The following is a 20,566-nucleotide window of genomic DNA, read 5'->3' on the forward strand; positions in this document are numbered from 1 at the left end:
GTTCGCGCTTCACAAGCGGCCAGCGGTCCCGGATCAAGTCCGGGATGCGCCGGCTTTAAAGTTCAGATCAGCCCCGCGCGCCGAACAGGGCGCTGCCGACGCGGACATGCGTGGCGCCGAGCATGATGGCGGTCTCGAAGTCCTCGCTCATGCCCATCGAAAGCTGCGACAGGCCGTTGTCCGCCGCAATCTTCGCCAGGAGCGCGAAGAACGGCGCTGCCTCGATGCCCTGCGGCGGCACGCACATCAGGCCCGCGACCGGAAGCGCGGCCTCGCGCGCGGAAGCCAGCAATGCGGGCACTTCGGCAATGGCGCAGCCGCCCTTCTGCTCCTCGGCGCCGATATTGACCTGCACGAAGCAGGGCACCCGGCGGCCGGTCCTGTCCATCGCCTTGCCGAGCGCGGACACCAGCGAGGGCCGGTCGACCGAATGGATGCAGTCGAACAGGTTCAGGGCATCCTCGGCCTTGTTGGACTGGAGCTGCCCCACGAGATGAAGCGAAATGCCCTCGTGCTCGCCGCGCAGGGCCGGCCACTTGGCCTCGGCTTCCTGGACGCGGTTTTCGCCGAAGACGCGCTGGCCCTGGGCGATCAGGGGCGCAATGGCCTCGGCGGGGTGAGTCTTGGAGATGGCGACGAGTTCCACCGATTCGGCCTCGCGCCCGGCAATGCGGGCAGCGTGGGCGATGCGGGCACGGATGTCGTCGAGAGGAGATACTGGCTGATCCATGGCGCGCTGCTATAGCGGCTTCGTGCCGAACCGCCACCCGCCTCTTCCCGACATCTGGCTCGTCACCGACGCCCGCAACGACGAAGCCCTGGAGCGCACCCTCGCCCGCCTGCCGCGGGGATCGGGGCTGGTCTATCGGCACTATCACCTGGCCCCTGCCGCGCGCCGCGCCCGGTTTGCAGCGCTTGCGCGCGCGGCCCGCCGCTTCGGGCACAGCGTGTTCCTGTCGGGCCCGGCGCGGGAGGCGCGGGGCTGGGGCGCAGACGGCGCTTATGGCGCGCCCGCAAGGCTGGCGCGGGGGCCCGCTTGCCCGCGCCTCGTCACCGTCCATTCCCTGCGCGAACTGGGCCGGGCCCACCGCGCCCGCGCCGACGCCATCCTGCTCTCGCCGGTCTTCGCAACCCGCTCTCATCCCGGCGGGGGGACGCTCGGCCGCGTGCATTTTCACTTGCTCGCCGCCCGTTCCGCCGTTCCGGTGATTGCGCTGGGCGGCATGACAGTGCATCGGGCGCGCACTTTGCCGTCGAGGAAATGGGCTGCGATTCAGGGCCTTGCCCGCTAGCCCACAGGGCTGTTCCCGATCCATTCTTGACGGCGAGTCCCGCCAGAGCGCATTATCCGGGCCTGATCAGAGGCCCGATTTCCAGGGGGAATTCTTAATGGCCACCCGGCCCATCGCACCAGGACGGCGGATCGCCAAGCCGAACTGGCGCGCCGTTCTCAAGCGCTCCCTGCGCCGCGCCTCCGAACTGAGCGGCGCGCTGACGCTGTTCGCGGCCATGGCATTCCTGGCCCTGGCACTCGTCAGCTATCACCAGACCGACCCTTCCGCCTCCACCGCCGCAGGGGGTCCGGCGCAGAACTGGATGGGCTCCGTCGGCGCCTGGGTGGCCGAGCGCGCGCTGGTGCTGTTCGGCCCGGTTTCGGCCTTGTTCGTGCCGCTGCTCTACGTCTTCGCCCGCAAGCTCTGGCTGCTGGTGGAAGAGGACGACAACGAGATCGAGCATTCCAACCAGCGCTGGTGGCGCCCGGTGGCAGTGCTGGCGATCGCCATGACGCTGATCGCCACCGTCATGTCGCTGGTCTTCACGGCGCCGGGCGGCGTGCTGCCCGCCTCGATGGGCGGCATCACCGGCCTGCTGGGCGCCAAGGGCATCACCGGCATCGCGGCCTTCGCGCCCGAAGTCGTCCAGGGCTGGATCAAGCTCGTGCTGGCGCTGCTCTGCGCGCTGGCCGGCGTGGCCCTGGCCGGACAGGTCTTCGCGGTCGACTGGGTGCGCCTGCTGACACTGCCGGGCCGGATCGGCCGCCTGCGCGGCGAAGGCGAGGCAGCGCCCGCCATGTCCGAAAAGACCAAATCACGCGACAAGGGGGCACGCGATACAAGCGCGCGCGACACGGGCGAGGAAATGGCCAAGCCCGCGCCCCGCATCGATGCGCCCGCCGCCGCTTTCGACGCCGCGGCCGACAAGCCGCGCAAGGCGCCCGAAATCAGCGATCCCAAGGCCAGCGCCGCCCCTGCGCAGCTCAACCTGGGCAACCGCCAGAAGGACATGTTCGACAAGTACGAACTGCCCGGGCTCGACATCCTGGCCGATCCGCCGCCCAATTCGCAGCCCAAGGTCGACAAGCTCAGCCTGGAGCGCAATGCGCGGCTGCTGGAAACCGTGCTTGACGACTTCAACGTCAAGGGCGAGATCACGGCCGTGCGCACCGGCCCGGTCGTCACCATGTACGAGCTGGAGCCCGCTCCCGGCATCAAGGCCAGCCGCGTGATCGGCCTGGCCGACGACATCGCCCGCAACATGAGCGCGATTTCCGCGCGCGTCGCCTCGATCCCCGGCCGCACGGTCATGGGCATCGAGCTTCCGAACGCCGACCGCCAGATGGTCTCGTTCAAGGAAATGGTCGCCTCGGAGGCTTTCGCCAACCACAAGGGCATGCTGCCGATCATCCTGGGCAAGGACATCGCCGGCGAGCCCGTGGTGGCGGACCTTGCAACCATGCCGCACCTGCTGGTCGCGGGTACCACCGGGTCGGGCAAGTCGGTCGGCCTCAACGTCATCCTGCTTTCGCTGCTCTACCGCCTCACCCCCGCGCAGTGCCGCCTGATCCTCGTCGATCCCAAGGTTCTCGAACTCAAGAGCTACGACGATATTCCGCACTTGCTCTCGCCGGTGGTGACCGAGCCGCCGAAGGCCGTGCGCGCGCTGAAGTGGGCGGTAGAGGAAATGGAGCGCCGCTATCGCCAGATGAGCGAGATTTCAGTGCGCAACCTTGCCAGCTTCAACGAAAAGGTCCGCGCCGCCGCCGCCAAGGGCAAGCCGCTCGGTCGCCGCATCCAGATCGGTTTCGACCCGGAGACGGGCGAGGAACTCTACGAGGATCGCCAGCTCGATTACGAGACGCTGCCGCAGATCGTCCTCATCGTCGACGAACTGGCCGACCTCATGGTCACGGTGGGCAAGGAAATCGAAGTGCTGATCCAGCGCCTCTCGCAAAAGAGCCGCGCGGCGGGCATTCACCTCATCATGGCCACGCAGCGCCCCTCGGTCGACGTCATCACCGGCGTCATCAAGGCCAACCTGCCGACCCGTATCTCCTTCGCCGTCACCAGCCGCATCGACAGCCGCACCATCCTGGGCGAACAGGGCGCCGAGCAGCTGCTGGGCAAGGGCGACATGCTCTACAAGCCCAGCACCGACCCGATCAAACGCGTCCACGCGCCCTTCGTCTCGGACGAGGAAGTCGAGCACGTTGCCGATCACTGGCGCGGCCAGGGCAAGCCGGACTACGTCGATGCCGTCACCGAGGAGCCGGAGGAAGGCTCGTTCGGCTTCGACGACCTCGACGCCACCGCGTCGGACCAGCCGGAAGAGCGCAAGTACCGGCAGGTCTGCCAGCTGGTGTTCGAGAACCAGAAAGTCTCGGTCTCGTGGCTCCAGCGGCAGATGGGCGTCGGCTACAACACTGCTGCCAAGTGGGTGGAGCGCATGGAGAACGACGGCTACGTCGGCCCCGCCAACCACGTCGGCCGCCGCGACATCTACCGCGACGAGAACGGCAGCCCGCTCTGATGCGAGCGGGAAAGCGCGGCCTGACCCTGCTCGGCCTGCTGGCCGCGCCCGCCCTGGCCACGACGGGCGTGGCGGCGACGGGCGGGGCCGCGACGGGCGTGGCGGCGACGGGCGTGGCGGCGCAATGGCAGCGCCTGTTCGTGCCCAGCGTGGAGAACACGCTCGGCCGCAGCGTCTATGTCGACAAGGCCAGCGTGAAGGCCGGCATGATCGGGCGGCAGTTCCGGCAGATGCAGGTCCTGCTGCGCGCCCATGCCGGCTATCCGCAAGGCACCGTGCTCTACACCGAGCGCGCGGTGGACTGTACCGGCAGCCGCGCCCTGTCCTATCACTGGCGCATCGTCCGCCCGAACGGCACGGTCCTGCGGGACTGGAGCGATGCCAATCCAAGCGTCTCCGGCGTGCAATGGGCGGGCGAGGACGGGCTGGTGCTGAAATATGTCTGTACCGGCGTGCTCCCGCGCTGAGCCATCGCAGGCCCGGCCCCCGATAGGCGCGCCCCCCGATAGGCGCGGCCCGGTTGGCGCCACCCGGATCGGTTGGCCTTTTCTGGCCCCTCCCTTCGTCTAGGGTTCCGCACCGCAGCGTGACGCCCTAAGAAGACCGTCCGCACGCAATTTTCGCTTCCCGCCCGAAAGGCCCCGATGGAAGATCATACCCAGGCATTCCTCCTGCGCGACGGCTTCCTGCTGCTCGGCACGGCGCTTGCCTTCGTCCTGCTGTTCCGCCGCCTCGGCCTGGGTGCGACCTTGGGCTACCTGCTCGCAGGCGCCATCCTCGGGCCTTACGCGCTGGGCCTGGTCGGCGATCCGGAGAACAAGCTGGGCATTGCCGAGCTGGGCATCACCCTGCTGCTGTTCATCGTCGGCCTGGAACTGGCGCCGCGGCGGCTCTGGCGGATGCGCAACGAGATCTTCGGCCTCGGCTTCCTGCAAGTGACGCTCTGCGGCCTCGCGGTCTCTGCGGTGATCTATTATTCCGCCGGGTTCAGCCTGGCCGCCTCGCTGGCGCTGGGGCTGCCGCTGGGGCTGTCCTCGACCGCGCAGGTCCTGCCGATGCTTCAGAGCGCCGGGCGCCTGAACACGCCTTTCGGCGAACGCTCCTTCGCAATCCTGCTGTTCCAGGACCTGTCGATCATCCCGCTGATCACGATCATCGCGGCGATGAACCGCAACCCGCATTTGCCCGAAGGTCCTCCGGGCTGGATCCTGGTGCTGGAGACCCTGGCCGCCATCGCCGGCCTGATCCTGGCCGGGCGCTTCGTGATCCGCCCGCTGTTCCGCCTGATCGGCAATCTCGGCGAGCGCGAGATGTTCGTCTTCGCCGCGCTGTTCACCGTGATCGCCTCTGCCGCGCTGATGCAGTCGCTCGGCCTTTCGACCGCGCTGGGTGCCTTTATTGCCGGCGTCATGCTCGCCGATACGCCTTACCGCCACGAGCTGGAGGCCGACGTCGAGCCGTTCCGCTCGATCCTGCTCGGCCTGTTCTTCATGTCGGTCGGCATGATGCTGGACCTTTCCGCCATTGCCGAGCGCCCGCTGTTCGTCGCCACCATGGCGCTGGCCCTGATCGCGGTGAAGGCTTCGGTGATCTTCGGGCTGGGCCTGCTGTTCCGCATGAACTGGCGCAGTGCGCTGGCGCTCGGCCTGCTGCTGAGCCAGGGCGGCGAGTTCGGCTTCGTGCTTTTCGCGCAGGCGCAGAGCGCCTGGCTGATCGAGCCGCGCGCCGCCAGCCTGTTCAGCGCCATCGTCACCCTGTCGATGGTCACCACCCCGTTCCTGATGATGGCCACCGCGCGCATCCGCGAAATGCCGACCAGCAAGGAAACCCGCGAAGGGCCCCGCAAGGACGGCGCCAAGGCCCTACTGGTGGGTTACGGCCGCTTCGGCCAGACCGTGGCGCAAGTGCTGATCGCCGCCGAAATCCAGGTGACGCTGATCGATACCGACATCGAGATGATCGACGTCGCCAGCGGTTTCGGCGCGAAAGTCTGGTTCGGGGACGGCACCCGCATCGACCTGTTGCGGCAGGCCGGCGCCGGCGGCGCGCAGATGATCGTGTTCTGCATCGACGGCGACCAGCTCTCGGACAGCTTCCTCCAGAACGTCCACGAGGCTTTCCCCGATGCCCGCATCCTCGCCCGTGTCTATGACCGCCGCGCGATGATCCGGCTGATGGATGCCCCCGTCACCTTCATGGTCCGCGAAGTGATGGAATCGGCCGTCGCCCTGGCCCGCGAGGCGCTGGACGACCTTGGCCTCTCCATCGAGCAGATCGACAATGCCGAGGAAACCTATCGCGCCAGCGACCGGGAGCGCTTGTCGATCCAGCACGAGACCGGCGACTTGCGCGCCGCGCGGGATCGCATCCTGACCCAGGACCTGCGCGACGCGCATTGACACTGGCGGGCGGCATCCATCCGGGAAGCGCACCTTCGGGGGACGCCTTGCCCGCGGGCGCTCACGGCACCGAATAGCCCTCGAACCGCTTGATCCGGCGCAGCGCGAAGCTTGTCCGCATCGACGATACCCCCGGCAGCCGCGCCAGGCAGTCGCGGTGGATGCGGTCGTAGTGATCGAGGTCCGAGGCGGCGACACGCAGCTGATAATCCGCCGCGCCCGACATCAGGTGGCATTCGAGGATATCGTCGAAGTCTCCCACCGCCCGCTCGAAACGCTCCATGGCCTCGCGGCTCTGGCTGGTCAGCGTGATCTCGACGAAGACTTCCATCGACAGGCCCAGCCGCCGGGCATCCACCCGCGCGGCATAGCCCAGGATCAGGCCCTGCTCCTCCAGGGCGCGGATGCGCCGGTGGCAGGCGGAGGACGACAGGTTCACCAGAGCCGCCAGTTCGGCGATTGAGCGCGAGGAATCGGCCTGCAACGCTTCGAGGAGTGCGCGGTCTGCCCGGTCCATGGAAAATTCTCTTGTCGTTTGTTTCAGGACTGGGAAATATTCCTGCCTCGCTTTCTGACAAGCCCCAATTCGGTGAAACATTGCAGAGGCCCGGGTGTATCTCATCGGCAGGAGAGTTTTTCGCGGAGTCGATAATATGCGTGTCGGTACGGTCAGGGAAATCAAGAACCACGAATATCGCGTCGGCCTGACGCCGGAGAGTGCCCGCGAACTCGTGACTCACGGGCACGAAGTCTGGGTGGAAAGCGGTGCCGGCCAGGGCATCGGCGCCAGCGACGCCGACTATACCCGCCAGGGCGCCAAGATCGTGGCGACCGCGCGGGAGATCTTCGAAGGCTGCGAGATGGTCGTGAAGGTCAAGGAACCGCAGGCGGGCGAACGCGCTATGCTGCGGGAAGGCCAGATCCTCTACACGTACCTGCACCTCGCCCCCGACCCCGAGCAGACGGCCGACCTGGTGAAGTCCGGCGTCACCGCCATCGCCTATGAAACCGTGACCGGCCCCGGTGGGCAGCTTCCGCTGCTCAAGCCGATGAGCCAGGTGGCCGGGCGCATGTCGATCCAGGCCGGCGCCACCGCGCTGGAGAAGGCCCATGGCGGGCGCGGCGTGCTGCTGGGCGGCGTACCGGGCGTGATGCCGGGCAAAGTCGCAGTGATCGGCGGCGGCGTGGTCGGCTTCAACGCCGCGCAGATGGCCGTGGGCCTCGGCGCCGACGTCACCATCCTCGACCGCAGCCCCGACGTGCTTGAACGGCTGGGCATCTATTTCGAGGCCCGCGCCAAGACCCGCTTCGCCAGCACCGCCAACCTGGCGGAAAGCGTGGCCGATGCCGACCTCGTGATCGGCGCGGTGCTGATCCCCGGCGCGGCCGCTCCCAAGCTGGTGACCCGCGACATGCTCGGCACGATGAAGCCGGGCGCCGTGCTGGTGGACGTCGCCATCGATCAGGGCGGCTGCTTCGAAACCAGCCATGCCACCACTCATGCCGAGCCGACTTTCGTGGTCGACGGCATCGTCCACTACTGCGTGGCCAACATGCCGGGCGCCGTGGCCCGCACCAGCACTTACGCGCTGAACAACGTCACCCTGCCCCACGCCCTGGCGATCGCCAACCTCGGCTGGAAGGCCGCGCTACAGGCCGATCCTTATCTGGCCGAGGGCCTCAACGTCCATGCCGGCAAAGTGACCTTCGAGGCCGTGGCGACCGAGCTGGGGTACGACTACGTGCCGGTGAGCGACGTTCTGGGCTGATGATCTGGCGGCTCTCGTCCCGGCCTTGTCCCGGGACGAGGGCTGCCCGAGCTTCCGGGACCATACCAAGGGTTCAGCGGAACAGGGTACGCGGAACGGTTGCCGGGGTCAGTCAGACCCGTCCCAGAAGGGCGCCGCGACCTCGGGTGGCACGCGCATGAGGCGTTCGGAGGCGATGTCGATCATGGCCCAGGTCGTCCGGGCGGAAACGAGCACTTTGCCCGTTTCGTTGCGGAAATCCACGCGGCGCACGAAGCGCGCGCCGCTCGGACCTTCGGGAATGAAGGTCTCTCCCGTCACGCTTTCGCCCTCGCGGATATTGCCGCGATAATCGATCTCGTGCCGGGTCACGACCCAGGCGTAGAGCGCCTGGTGCTCGGGCCGGGCCACCGCTTCCCAGTGCGCGGTGGCCATGGCCTCCATCCATTGCACCCAGACCGCATTGTTGACGTGGCCCATGACGTCGATGTCATGGGCCTGCGCCGTGAATGTCCGGGTGAAGGGCGGCTTCACTCGGAAACGCCGAGCTGCCAGAGGATGAACGCGAACTCCTCCGCGGTTTCCTTCAGGCTCTCGAACCGGCCGGACTTGCCGCCGTGGCCCGCGCCCATGTTGGTCTTGAGAATCAGTTCGTTGCCGTCCGTCTTCAACTCGCGCAGACGGGCGACCCACTTGGCGGGCTCCCAATACGTCACGCGGGGATCGTTGAGCCCGGCCGTCACCATCAGCGGCGGATAGGCCTGGGCCTTGACCTGATCGTAGGGCGAGTAGCTGCGGATAAGCTCGAAGGCCGCGCGGTCCTCGATGGGATTGCCCCATTCCGGCCATTCGCCCGGAGTCAGCGGCAATGTGTCGTCGAGCATGGTGCTCAGCACGTCCACGAAAGGCACATGCGCCACCACCGCGCCGAACAGGTCGGGATCGGAATTGATGACCGCGCCCATCAGTTCACCGCCTGCCGAGCCGCCCGAGATCGAGATCTTGCCCGCCTCCGTGAAGCCGCGCTCGATCAGGCCCTTGGCCACATCGACGAAGTCGTTGAACGTATTGGCCCGCTTCTCCAGCTTGCCGGCCTTGTACCAGGCGCGGCCCAGATCGTCGCCACCGCGGATATGGGCAATGGCATAAGCGAAGCCACGGTCGACGAGGCTGAGGCGCGCCGTCGAGAACCCCGGATCGATGGAGATGCCATAGGCGCCGTAGCCGTAGAGATGCAGCGGCCCGGCACTCGTGCGGTCGCGGCGATAGACGACCGAGACCGGGATCGCCGTGCCGTCGCGCGCGGTCACTTCCAGCCGCTCGGTGGCATAGAGCGAGGCGTCGTAGCCCGAAGGGATTTCCTGGACCTTCAGCAGCTCCAGCGTGCGGTCCTTCACGTCGTAGTCGTAGACCGACGAGGGGCTGACCATCGATTCGTACGTCACCCGCAGCACGTCCATGTGCCATTCGGGATTGTTGGAAAGCCCGGCCGAGTAGCTGGCCTCGGGGAAGACGATCGGCTCGACGCGGGAGGAATCGTCGTAGTAGCGCAGCTCGATCTGGTCGAGCCCGGCCCCGCGCCCGGCCGTCTTCCGGCCTTCGACCACGTAGAAGTCGCGGAACAGGTCCACGCCCGTGAGGTAGAAGGCATCGGCCCCCTCGATCAGCGTCCTCCACTCGCCGGGATTATCCAGCGGCGCGGTGGCGAGGCGGAAGTTCTCGTGGCTGTCGTTGGTATGGATGTAGAGCACGCCCTCGCGCTCATCCACGTCGTATTCCACGCCCTTGACGCGCGGCTTGACCAGGATCTGCGGGCCCAGCGGATCGTCGGCAAGGACCATGCGGCATTCGCTGGTCTCGTGATCGCTGGCGCCGATCAGCAGCCACTTCTCGTTGGAGGAGAGCGAAGAACCGACGCGGAAACCCTCGTCGTCCTCGTGATAGAGTTCGACATCGCTTTCCAGCGGCTGCCCCAGCCAGTGCAGGCGGGCATTGTCGGTACGCCACTGCTCGTTGGCCAGCGAGTAGACGAGGCCCTTGTCCTGCGCCACCCACACCAGCGCCGAGAGCGTGCCGGGAATTTCGTCAGGCAGGAGTTCGCCCGTCTCCAGGTTCTTGATCCGCGCGGTGAAGCGCTCCGAACCGTTGTCGTCATAGGCATAGGCCAGCAGCTTGCCGTTGGCGCTGGTGGAGATCGCGCCGAGGTTGAAGTATTCCTTGCCCTCGGCCAGGGCCACTTCGTCCAGGATCAGCTCGTCGGCGCTGCCGTCTTCGCTGGCGCCCACGGGGCGGCGCCACCACTTCTTGTATTCGGCGCCTTCCTCGAATTCGATCCAGTAGAGGAAATCGCCGTCCTTCTGCGGCACCGACTTGTCGGCTTCCTTGATGCGCGCGCGCATTTCCTTGAACAGCGCGTCGATCTGCCCCTGGCGGCCTTCCATGCGCGACTCGAACCAGCGGTTTTCCGCTTCGAGATGGTCCAGCACCGCCTTGTCGGTGACCTCGGGATAACCCGCGTCACGCAGCCAGGCGTAGTCGTCTTCCACGCTCAGGCCGTGGTGAGTGAAGGAATGCGGCTTCTTCGCCGCCTGTGGAGGACCTGCAAGGGCCTGGGTGGAATCTGCCATTGCCTCCATCTATGTTGCACACATGACCCCCGCAAGCCGGATACCCACCTCATGTTGATGAATACCCACGAAGCGCGGCTCGATGCCTTGCGCCAGGAACTCAAGTCGCGCGGCCTCGACGGCTTCGTGATCCCCATTTCCGACGAGCATATGAGCGAATACGTCGGCGCCTATGCGCAGCGCCTCGCCTGGCTCACCGGCTTCGGCGGCTCGGCCGGAACGGCCGTGGTGCTTACCGATCCCACGCTCTCTCCCGCCGCCGCCATGTTCGTGGACGGGCGCTACACGCTTCAGGTGCGCGAGCAGGTGGACGGCAAGGCCTATGCCTACGAAAGCGTGCCGCAGACCAGCGCCGCCCGCTGGCTGAGCGAGCACGCGCCCAAGGGTGCGAAGATCGGCTACGACGCCTGGCTTCACGGCTCCAAATGGGTGGAAGCCGCCCAGGCCGCGCTTTCGCACAAGGGCGGCACGCTCGTGGCGGTGGACGGCAACCCGATCGATGCCGTCTGGCAGGACCAGCCCGCCCCCTCGCCCGCTGCGGCGATCGTCCATGACGATGCCTTCGCCGGCGAATCGAGCAAGGCCAAGCGCGCCGCCGTCTCCGAATGGCTGACCGCGCGCGGTCTCGATGCGACCGTGATCTCGGCGCTCGATTCCATTGCCTGGCTGCTCAACTTGCGCGGCACGGACGTGGAGCGGACCCCCGTGGCGCTCTCCTACGTCGTCGCCCACGCCGACGGCACAGCCGATCTCTACATCGCCGAGGAAAAGGTGACGGCCGAACTGCGCCAGCACCTTGGCAATGCGGTTCGCATCCAGCCGCGCGATGCCTTCGTCGCGGGCCTCGGCAAACTGGCGGGCAAGCGCGTCTCGGTCGATCCCGACAATGCCGTGGCCGCCGTGTTCGAGACTCTGCGCGCCGCCGGCGCCGCGATCGTCGAGGAACGCGATCCCACGATCCTGCCCAAGGCGGTGAAGAACCCGGTCGAGCAGCAGGGCCACCGCAAGGCCCAGGCCATCGACGGGGTGGCCGTCACGCGCTTCCTGCACTGGCTCTCGGTCGAAGGCCCCAAGGGCGAAGTGACCGAGATGAGCGCTTCGGACCGTCTCCACGCCTTCCGCCAGGAATGCGGCGATCTTCGCGACCTCTCGTTCGACACGATCTCCGGCGCCGGCCCCAACGCCGCCAGCCCGCACTACCGCGTCTCGGACGAATCGAGCCTGACCCTGGCGCCGGAAAGCGTCTACCTCGTCGATTCGGGCGGGCAGTACCCTTGCGGCACCACCGACATCACCCGCACCGTGTGGATCGGCAGTCCGGAAAATGAGAGCGGCGCCCCGCCGGCCGAAGTGAAGGACCGCTTCACCCGCGTGCTCAAGGGCCATATCGCCATCGACCGCGCGGTCTTCCCCAAGGGCACCAACGGCGGCCAGCTCGACGCGCTGGCACGTCAGTTCCTCTGGGCCGTCGGGCTCGACTACGCCCATGGCACCGGCCACGGCGTGGGCAGCTTCCTCTCGGTTCACGAAGGACCGCAGCGCATCGGCAAGCCGGCGGGCGGCCAGGCCGGCACATCGCAGGAACTGCTCGCGGGCATGATCCTCAGCGACGAGCCGGGCTACTACAAGGCTGGCGAATACGGCATTCGCATCGAGAACCTGATCCTCGTCGAACCGCGCCAGTTCGCCGGAGCGGACGGGGAATACTTCGGCTTCGAAACGCTGACCCTGGTGCCGATCGACCGCCGCCTTGTCGACCTTTCGCTGCTTACCGCGGAGGAAGTGGCCTGGTGGAATGCCTACCATGCCAAGGTGCTCCAGGTAATCGGCCCGCAAGTAGAGGGCGAAGTGAAGCACTGGCTCGACGCGCAGTGCCGCCCGTTCTGAGCGCGCGGCTTCCGATGTTGTGAGCCTGCGGGCTCAGGCGTAACCTCCTCCCGGAAACAGGCTGGCCGGGAGGAGTCGCCCGATGACGGACGCAGTGCACGATCTCAGGACCCATCCGGTCCATCTCGGCCTCGGCGCGGTGGCCAGGGCGCAGCCCGCTTTCACCGGCATGGAATGGTACGCCGGCTATATCGAGCGTAGCGCCGCCGACGGGGCCGAGGGCCGCCTCGTCTCGATGTACGATTTCGACGAAAGCTGGGACAGCTGGGAAATGCACCCCGCCGGCGACGAACTCGTGGTCTGCCTGGGCGGGGCGATCACGCTGCACCAGGAACTGGCGGACGGCACGGCGCGCACCGTGTCGCTCCAGCCCGGCGAATATGCCATCAACCCGCCCGGCGCCTGGCATACCGCCGATGTCGACGGCCGGGCGACGGCGCTGTTCGTGACGGCGGGGATGGGAACGCAGCACCGGCCGCGATGAAACGGCGCAAGGCTTGCCTCCGCATGAATAGAGTGCCAAGCCTGTGACAATTGGCGACAATAAAGCCGCAAGGCGGCACAACTGCGCGACAAGCGGTCGTTAGACGGGATCTCAGAAAGCCGCGGGGCTGTTCTTCCCCCTCCCTTCCCCGTCCCCCGGCTTTCGCCCTATTCGCCCGAAGAAAGAGAGCCCAGAGGATGAACCGCTTCAGCAAGATCGCCGTAGGCATCTTCGCCGCTGCGCTGGCCGTTGCCGGGGTGGCCTGTGCCCAATCTCCGGCCCAATCTCCTGCCCAATCTCCTGCCGGTCCGCAGCGCGACCGTCCCGAAACGCGCACCGAAACGCGCGCCGAAGCCCAGAGCCGGGCGGAGGAAATGTTCGCGCGTCTCGACGTGAACAAGGACGGCAAGCTCGACCGCGCAGACCGCGAGGCCCGCCGCCAACAGATGCGCGAAGCCGCGTTCGACCGGCTCGACACCAACAAGGACGGATCGATCTCCAAGGCCGAATTCATGGCCGATCGCGGACCGCGCGGTGACGGCGATCGACCCGATGGTGACCGGCCCGATGGTGACCGACCCCATGGTGACCGACTGGCCGACATGCCCCCACCGCCCCCCGGCGCGGAAGGCGCGATGCCGCCGCCGCCTCCCGGTGGCCCCGACATGGCCGGCCCCACGGGGCGCCCTGGAAAGGATCGCCATGGCCGCCACGACGGTCCGCGCGGCGGCATGAAGGGTCCGATGATGGGCTTCGGCAAGGCGGACGCCGATGGCGATCGCTCCGTGACCCGCGCCGAATTCGTCGCAGCCGCCCTCCAGCGCTTCGATGCCGCGGACACCAACAAGGACGGCAAGCTCACCCCCGAGGAACGCCGCGCCGCGCATGACAAGATGCGTGCCGAGTGGCAGGCCCGCAAGGGCGAGCGTGGGGAGGCCCGGCGCGGCCGGGGCGATACCCCGCCGGCGCCCCCGGCCCCTGCACCCGCGACGAAGTAACCCGAGACCCCGCCCGCGCGACCGGACGGAAAAGGATTGGAATGAACGACATCTCGCCCGCCCGCGTCCTGCTGGTCGACGACGAAGCTGCACTCCGCGAGCCCCTGGCCGACTATCTGTCGCGCCAGGGGTTTGCCGTCACCCCGGCCACGAGTGCAGCCGAAGCCCGCAGCAAGCTGCGCGACGACAGGCCCGATCTCGTCCTGCTTGACATCATGATGCCGGGCGAGGATGGCCTCTCGCTCTGCCGTCACTTCGTGGAAGCGCAGGACATTCCGGTGATCTTCCTCACCGCGCGCGGCGAGGCGACCGACCGGATCGTCGGGCTGGAGATCGGTGCCGACGATTACGTCGTGAAGCCTTTCGAGCCCCGCGAACTGGTCGCCCGCATCCGCTCCGTCCTGCGCCGCGCCGCCCGCATCCCTGCGCAGGCGCCGGAGAACGAGGCCTTCGCATTCGAAGGCTGGTTGCTCGATCCGCTCAAGCGCCGCCTTTCCGATGCCGAAGGCGCGACCGTGCCGATTTCCTCGGTCGAGTTCCGCCTGCTCATGGCCTTCCTCGAACACCCGCGCCAGGTGCTCAACCGCGATCGGCTGCTCGACATGGTGCAGGGCCGCGAAGCGCATCTGTTCGACCGCGCGGTGGACAACCAGGTCAGCCGCCTGCGCCGCAAGATCGAGGTCGATTCGCGCAACCCGCAACTGATCCAGACCGTGTGGGGCGGCGGCTACATGCTGGCCACGGACGTCCGGCGCGTGCCGCTGGACGCGGACTGAGCGAAACCCGCAAGATGTCGAGCCTGAAGATGCCGCGTCCCCACAGCCTGATGGGCCAGATGCTGCTGGCAGTGGCCGTCGCGCTGATGCTCGTGCAGGGCCTGGGCGCGTTCCTGGTCTATCGCGCCCAGCGCGAGGGCTACGAGGCGAGCATGCTCAATGCCTCCGCGTTCCGCCTCATCATGGAAACGCGCGGCCCCCGCGCGCTGTCGCGGCGGCATGACGGGCCGCGCGTGCCGCTCTCCGGCCCGCCGCCCAAGGGCTACCATCTCGAATACAGCACGCGCTCCCCCGCCGGTCCCGGGGAAACGCGCGACCGGGAAGCGGAAGTGGGCCTGGCCAAGATCCTGGCCGACCAGGAATTCCCGGTGCGCGACATCGTCGTGGTCCACCGCGACGTCGGCCGCGACCGCGTCGCCCGCCGCAACGCGCTGGATCGCGCCGCCAATTACGGCCTCGCGCGTGAGGAAATCGACCGCATCATGCGGGCCAACCTGCTGGTGGTCGGCGTGCGCACGGAAGAAAACGGCAGCTGGATCATCTCGCGGGTGCGCGCGCCGAGGCCGGAAAATGTCTTGCTGACGCCGGTGCTGGTCCAGACGATCATCATCTACATCGTCGTCATGGCCGCCGTGGCGCTGATCCTGCGCCGCATCACCCGGCCGCTCGCCGCCCTGACGCGCCGCCTCGAACGCTTCGCCGCCACGCAGGACGTGGAGGGCCAGTTGGCCCCTTCCGGGCCGGAAGACATGCAGCGCCTCATCATCGCCCACAACGCCATGGAATCGCGCATCGCCGCCCTGCTGGACGAGAAGAACGTCATGCTGGGCGCCATCGGCCACGATCTCAAGACCCCGCTGGCGGCACTGCGCGTCCGCATCGAATCGGTGACGGACGACGTCGAGCGCGGCCGCATGGCAGCCACCATCGAGGACATCGTCCACACCCTGGACGACATCCTGTCCCTCGCCCGCGTCGGCCGACCCAGCGATCCGCTCGAACGCACCGAACTCTCCGCGCTGATGTTCTCGGTGATCGAGGAATACGAGGACATGGGCGAGCCGGTCGAAGTGGGCGACACCGCGCGGATGGCGCTGGAACTGCGCCCCACCTGGATTCGCCGCGCCTTGCGCAACCTCATCGGCAATGCGCTGCGCTACGGCGAACGCGCCCGCGTCTCGCTCTCCCGCGCGGAGGGCCGCGCCGTCATCCTGATCGAGGACGATGGCCCCGGCATTCCCGACGATGCGATCGCGGACATGATGAACCCCTTCACCCGCGGCGACCCCTCGCGCAACAGCGCCACGGGTGGCGCCGGGCTCGGCCTCGCGCTCGCCCGCGCCATTGCCGACCAGCACGGCGGCGCCTTGGTTCTGTCCAACCGGCTCTCGGCAGGCGGCACCGTCGAGGGCCTGAACGCCCGGCTGGAGCTGCCTCTGGGCTGACGTTCGCGGCGCAGTCGGTTAATTCCAGACAGCGGACGGCGCTTCAGGCCGTCATTTCAGCTTGGCGAACTCGGCGTCGATCTGAGCACCCAGCATGTCGTCGAGCAAACCGCAATTGCGCACGCGCTCGATCGCGCGGTCGAGTTCGAGAGCTCCGGGCGTTCCCGCCAGCCGCGCCTTGAAGTCGCGCGCGATCCGGGTGGCCCGGTCCACCGAGCAGAACCGCCCGAGCATCTGCGGCAGGCGCCGGACCAGGAACGGCCCATCGCTGCCGTCCAGCAGCCCGTCCAGATGCGCGAGCGCCCAATCGTAACCCAGCTCGCGCGTGGCGCTGCGCGCCATCACGCCGTCCAGCAGGTCGCGTCTTTCGCTTTCGCGCAGACGCGGGTCGTCCATGGCGAGCAGCCAGGCCGCGAGCCTGGCATCTCCGGTGCGGGAGGCGGCCGCCAGCGCCGCAGGCCGGAACACCGGGTCTTCCGAGGCGAGCGCCCGGTCCACCAGATCCCGCGCCGCTTCGGCAGGCCGCCGATAGAGGTAGAGATCGAGCGCATGGTCCAGCCAGGCAGGGTCGAGCGCGGCATGGTCACCGGCCAAATAGGCCGCCATGGCATCGGCGAGCTGGTCGCGCAGGCGCGCGCCGCGCCCGGTGTTGAGCAGGGCGGCCACCACTTGCACGCGGCGCTGGGTCCGCGCCGGCGCCTCATGGGCATAGACCCCGAGGCGAGGGTCGAAGCCGAGTTCCTTGAGCAGCGGCGCATAGAGCCGCTCGCGCAAGAGACCGAAGCTGCGCCGCGCCGGAGTGCCGACGAAGCCTTCCATCATGTAGCGGGCCAGTGCCTTGTCCGGCGCATCGGCGGCGTGAGGGTCCGGATGGCGGATCAGCTTGCGAGCCAGTCCCGCCATTTCCGCCACGTTGCCGCGCCCGGCCCGGATCGAGGCATCGAGCGAATCGACAAGCGCCAGGGCCTCGCCGCCGGGCAGGCGGTCGGCCTCGGCGATCAGCGCCTTCCAGTGGTTGGCGGTGAGTTCGAAGCGATAGTAGCCGCTGCCTCCGGCATTGGGGAACACCGGCCCTTCTCCGGGCACCGAGAAGGCCTGCGTGCCCTGATCCATGATCGTGCACAGGCGCTGCGGCCCGCGATGAAAGCAGAGCGGGATCGTCCAGCGCGCCTCGGGCGGCGCCACACCGGCCGTGGTATAGCGAAGCTGCGTCACCGTGACCCGGTCCCCGGCCTGGCGCATGGCGAGCAGCGGCACGCCCTGCTGCTCCACGAAACTGCGCATGGCCGGCACCAGGCGAGGGTCTCCGGCCACGTCGGCCAGGGCGGCAAAGAAATCGGCGCTGGTGGCACTACCCTGCCGGTGCGCGTCGATGTAGCGGCGCACGCCCTGGCGGAAGCGCTCCTCTCCCAGCCACTGCGCAATCATGCCCACGACATGACCGCCTTTCCCGTAAGTGATCGAATCGAAGGCAGAATCGATCCGCTCGCTGGTCTCGATGGGCTGGCGGATCGGCCGTCCGGCGAGCAGGCCGTCGATGTCCATCGCCTGATACCCGGTGCCCAGTGCATCGCCCGCAATGCCAAGGTCCGGCCGCCACTGCTCGCCCACGCGGTAGCCGATCCAGTTGGCGAAGCTCTCGTTGAGCCAGAGATCGTCCCACCAGTCCGGCGTGACGAGATCGCCGAACCACTGGTGGCCGAGTTCGTGCGCCACGATCATGCCGAACTGGCGCTGCTGCTCCACCGGCGCGTTCTCGTCCATGACAAGGATGTCGTCGCGGTAGAGGTCGGCGCCGGGGTTCTCCATGGCGCCGGGCAGGATCGGGCTGGTCACCTGGTCGAGCTTCGGGAAGGGAAAGCGCTCTCCGAAATAGTCCTCCAGCAGGGTGACGATGCGCTTGCTGCCCTCCAGCGCGAAGGCGAGGTTTGCCGCGTTCTGGCGGGTGGAGACGATCCGCAGCGGCAAGGGTTCTGCCCGCTGGGGCGAAGGCGGCACTTCGCCGGACACGCTGGCGAATGGCCCGGCCATGATCGCCACCAGGTAGGTCGGCAGCGGCGGGCCGGGGGCGAAGCGGTGAACGGCCAGGCCATTCTCGATCACCGCGGTACCCACTTCCGGGCCATTGCTGATCGCCATGAGGCCAGGCGGAGTGCGCAAGGTGACGGCGAAAGGCGTCTTGAAGCCCGGTTGGTCGAAACCGGGAAATACGGCGCGCGCGTCGATCGACTGGAACTGGCTCCAGGCATACCACGCGCCTTCCACTTCCACCCGGAACAGACCGGCGGGGCCCTGACCGAACGCCGCCGAGTAGTCGAAGGAAAGCGTGAGCCGGCCGGGGGGCAGCGGCTCGTCGAAACGCACTTCGGCCAGCCCGTTCGCATCGAGCTGGCGCCAGTGCGCCGAGACACCGCGCGCGCCGATCCGCGCTTCCGCACGCGTGACATCGAGATCGCGGCCATGAAGATAGATCCGCGAGGTTCCGGCGGCCAATGTCAGGTCGATCTCGACATGGCCGGAAAACCTTGGCTTCGCCGGATCGAGCGTCATGTCCAGCCGATAGGCCAGGGGCCTGACGGAATCGTCGAGGCGGCCGAAGGGAAGGTCTGGTCTTTCCGCCGAGACGAGGATGCCGGACGCTTCCGCGACCGGCCCCGATGCCGCATCCTGCGCGCGCGCCGCCCCGGGCGCTGCCAGCAGCGCGGCAAACACGACCGGGCGGAGACCGACCCTCATCGGGTCAGCGCATCAGGCCCCCGATAAGGTTGCGGGCGAAGCGGCCCAGCCCCGGGAAGCCGATGGCCTTGCCGAAGGCGTCGCCCACGGTGCCGGCGGCCGCGCTGGCGGCCGAGGCCTTGGGATCCGCGCGGCTCTTCTTGCCCTGCATCGATTGCGCCAGGATCGACCCCGCGCTGGCGGCCGCCGCGCCGGCCGCCGCCTTGGCGACCTTGCCGCCCAGCCCGTCCCACAGGCTGGGGTTCTTGCGCTCCTGCCGGCCGACTTCCTCCTTGCCCTTTTCCGCCACTTCCTGGGCCGTCGCCGCAGCATCGGCGGCCTTGGCGGCAAGCACTTCCTCGGCGCTTTCGCGGTTTACGGGGCTGTCGTACTTGCCCTCGAAAGGACTGATCGACTGGATGATCGCCCGCTCCTTCGGCTCGATCGGCCCCAGCCGCGAGCGTGGCGGCGCGATCAACGTGCGCTGGACCACGGTGGGGGCGCCTTCCTCGTCGAGCGTGGAGACCAGCGCCTCGCCCACTTTCAGCTCGGTGATCGCCGTTTCGACGTCGAGCGCGGGATTGATGCGGAACGTATCGGCCGCCGCCTTGATCGCCCGCTTGTCGCGCGGGGTGAAGGCCCGCAGCGCATGCTGCACGCGGTTGCCGAGCTGTCCGGCAATGTCCTCGGGAATGTCGATGGGATTCTGCGTCACGAAGTAGACGCCCACGCCCTTCGACCGGACGAGGCGCACCACTTGCTCCACTTTGTCCTGAAGCGCCTTGGGCGCATCGTCGAACAGCAGGTGGGCCTCGTCGAAGAAGAACACCAGCCGGGGCTTTTCGGGGTCGCCCACTTCGGGCAACACTTCGAACAGCTCGGACAACAGCCATAGCAGGAAGGTGGCGTAGAGCTTGGGGCTGCGCATCAGCTTGTCGGCGGCGAGCACGTTGATGAAGCCGCGCCCCTTGTCGTCGCAGCGGATGAAGTCGGCGATTTCCAGCGCCGGCTCACCGAAGAACTGCGCCGCGCCCTGGCTGTCCAGCGCCAGGACCTGCCGCTGGATCGTGCCGACGCTCGCCTTGGTGACATTGCCGTACCTGGCCGAAAGCGCCGCGGCATTTTCCGCCACATGGGCCAGCATCGCCTGGAGATCGGGCAAGTCGAGCAGCAGCAGCCCCTGCTCGTCGGCATAGCGGAAGACGACGTTGAGCACGCCTTCCTGCGTGTCGTTGAGGTCCATCAGCCGCGACAGCAGCAGCGGCCCCATTTCCGAGATCGTGGTGCGGACGGGATGGCCCTGCTCGCCGTAGATGTCCCAGAAGATCGCGGGATTGTCCGAATAGGCATAGTCCGCCATGCCGATTTCGCGCGCGCGGGTTTCCAGCACGGCGGCGTTCTTGAACTGCGGGCTGCCCGGCATCGAGATGCCCGAAAGATCGCCCTTCACGTCCGCGAGGAATACCGGCACCCCCGCTGCGGAAAACTGCTCGGCAATGGTCTGCAGGGTCACCGTCTTGCCGGTGCCGGTGGCACCCGCGATCAGCCCGTGACGGTTGGCGCGGTCCAGCCGCAGCACCTGACGTTCACCATTGGCCCCGAGTCCCAGGAAAATCTCGTCCATTCACCGCTCCTTGCACCCGCCATGGTGATAGAGCGGCCTTGGCGCCAGCGCGAGAG

Annotated in this window: 16 protein-coding genes; 10 read left to right on the forward strand and 6 right to left on the reverse strand. The window is 67.9% G+C overall.

The features are described 5' to 3' along the window. Positions 1-67 precede the first annotated feature (67 nt). Positions 68-730 carry a YggS family pyridoxal phosphate-dependent enzyme gene (locus AC1VV3_RS08250; protein WP_482961517.1) on the reverse strand — a complete coding sequence of 221 codons (663 nt, stop codon included), beginning with the start codon at positions 728-730 and terminating at the stop codon, positions 68-70. Here AC1VV3_RS08250 and AC1VV3_RS08255 point away from each other — a divergent pair. The 4 genes from AC1VV3_RS08255 (at position 729) to AC1VV3_RS08270 (ending at position 6,206) form a co-directional block, all read left to right on the forward strand. Further along, a complete protein-coding gene (locus AC1VV3_RS08255; protein WP_482961518.1) occupies positions 729-1,292 on the forward strand; it encodes a thiamine phosphate synthase in 564 nt (187 codons plus the stop codon). The two genes, AC1VV3_RS08250 and AC1VV3_RS08255, sit on opposite strands and share 2 nt — an antisense overlap. A 97-nt stretch (positions 1,293-1,389) precedes the next feature. Continuing rightward, a complete protein-coding gene (locus AC1VV3_RS08260; protein WP_134094684.1) occupies positions 1,390-3,807 on the forward strand; it encodes an FtsK/SpoIIIE family DNA translocase in 2,418 nt (805 codons plus the stop codon). Further along, positions 3,807-4,274, forward strand: a complete 468-nt coding sequence (locus AC1VV3_RS08265) for a hypothetical protein (RefSeq protein ID WP_482961519.1) — start codon at positions 3,807-3,809, stop codon at positions 4,272-4,274. The genes AC1VV3_RS08260 and AC1VV3_RS08265 overlap by 1 nt, the downstream gene beginning before the upstream one ends. 177 nt (positions 4,275-4,451) lie before the next feature. Further along, entirely contained in the window at positions 4,452-6,206 is a 1,755-nt protein-coding gene (locus tag AC1VV3_RS08270; protein WP_132264705.1) for a cation:proton antiporter domain-containing protein, read from the forward strand. A gap of 61 nt (positions 6,207-6,267) precedes the next feature. Here AC1VV3_RS08270 and AC1VV3_RS08275 read toward each other — a convergent pair whose 3' ends face one another. Beyond that, complete coding sequence (locus AC1VV3_RS08275) at positions 6,268-6,723, reverse strand: Lrp/AsnC family transcriptional regulator (protein ID WP_132264703.1); 456 nt, start codon at positions 6,721-6,723, stop codon at positions 6,268-6,270. Between the two features lie 136 nt (positions 6,724-6,859). Between AC1VV3_RS08275 and ald the strand changes: the two genes are divergently transcribed. Continuing rightward, the gene (gene ald, locus AC1VV3_RS08280; protein ID WP_134094687.1) at positions 6,860-7,975 is read left to right on the forward strand and encodes an alanine dehydrogenase; all 1,116 of its coding nucleotides are present in this window, start codon (positions 6,860-6,862) and stop codon (positions 7,973-7,975) included. 108 nt (positions 7,976-8,083) lie between these two features. On the opposite strand, the gene AC1VV3_RS08285 is transcribed toward ald, so the two are convergent. Then, positions 8,084-8,434, reverse strand: coding sequence for an acyl-CoA thioesterase (locus AC1VV3_RS08285; protein WP_482962078.1), 351 nt, complete (start codon positions 8,432-8,434; stop codon positions 8,084-8,086). A gap of 50 nt (positions 8,435-8,484) precedes the next feature. Then, positions 8,485-10,590: a S9 family peptidase gene (locus AC1VV3_RS08290; RefSeq protein ID WP_132264697.1), complete on the reverse strand. Its 2,106-nt coding sequence runs from the start codon at positions 10,588-10,590 to the stop codon at positions 8,485-8,487. 42 nt (positions 10,591-10,632) lie between these two features. On the opposite strand from AC1VV3_RS08290, the gene AC1VV3_RS08295 reads away from it, so the two are divergent. The 5 genes from AC1VV3_RS08295 (at position 10,633) to AC1VV3_RS08315 (ending at position 16,171) form a co-directional block, all read left to right on the forward strand. Beyond that, positions 10,633-12,468 (forward strand): aminopeptidase P family protein, encoded by a 1,836-nt coding sequence (locus tag AC1VV3_RS08295; RefSeq protein ID WP_482961520.1) that lies wholly within the window; start codon positions 10,633-10,635, stop codon positions 12,466-12,468. A gap of 82 nt (positions 12,469-12,550) precedes the next feature. Next, positions 12,551-12,952: a cupin gene (locus AC1VV3_RS08300; RefSeq protein ID WP_482961521.1), complete on the forward strand. Its 402-nt coding sequence runs from the start codon at positions 12,551-12,553 to the stop codon at positions 12,950-12,952. Positions 12,953-13,149: 197 nt separating this feature from the next. Then, entirely contained in the window at positions 13,150-13,950 is an 801-nt protein-coding gene (locus AC1VV3_RS08305; RefSeq protein WP_482961522.1) for an EF-hand domain-containing protein, read from the forward strand. A 41-nt stretch (positions 13,951-13,991) separates the two neighbouring features. Then, positions 13,992-14,726, forward strand: coding sequence for a response regulator (locus AC1VV3_RS08310; RefSeq protein WP_482961523.1), 735 nt, complete (start codon positions 13,992-13,994; stop codon positions 14,724-14,726). 14 nt (positions 14,727-14,740) lie between these two features. Then, positions 14,741-16,171, forward strand: a complete 1,431-nt coding sequence (locus AC1VV3_RS08315; RefSeq protein ID WP_243841061.1) for an ATP-binding protein — start codon at positions 14,741-14,743, stop codon at positions 16,169-16,171. A 51-nt stretch (positions 16,172-16,222) separates the two neighbouring features. Here the strand turns inward: AC1VV3_RS08315 and AC1VV3_RS08320 are convergent, their stop codons facing one another. Together AC1VV3_RS08320 and AC1VV3_RS08325 are read right to left on the reverse strand one after the other, a co-directional pair. After that, entirely contained in the window at positions 16,223-18,907 is a 2,685-nt protein-coding gene (locus tag AC1VV3_RS08320) for a M1 family metallopeptidase (RefSeq protein WP_482961524.1), read from the reverse strand. Between the two features lie 4 nt (positions 18,908-18,911). Then, on the reverse strand, positions 18,912-20,510 hold the full coding sequence (locus tag AC1VV3_RS08325) for a helicase HerA-like domain-containing protein (RefSeq protein ID WP_134094692.1): 1,599 nt from the start codon (positions 20,508-20,510) through the stop codon (positions 18,912-18,914). Positions 20,511-20,566 lie beyond the last annotated feature (56 nt).

This window comes from Novosphingobium sp. BL-S-34, assembly GCF_056857015.1.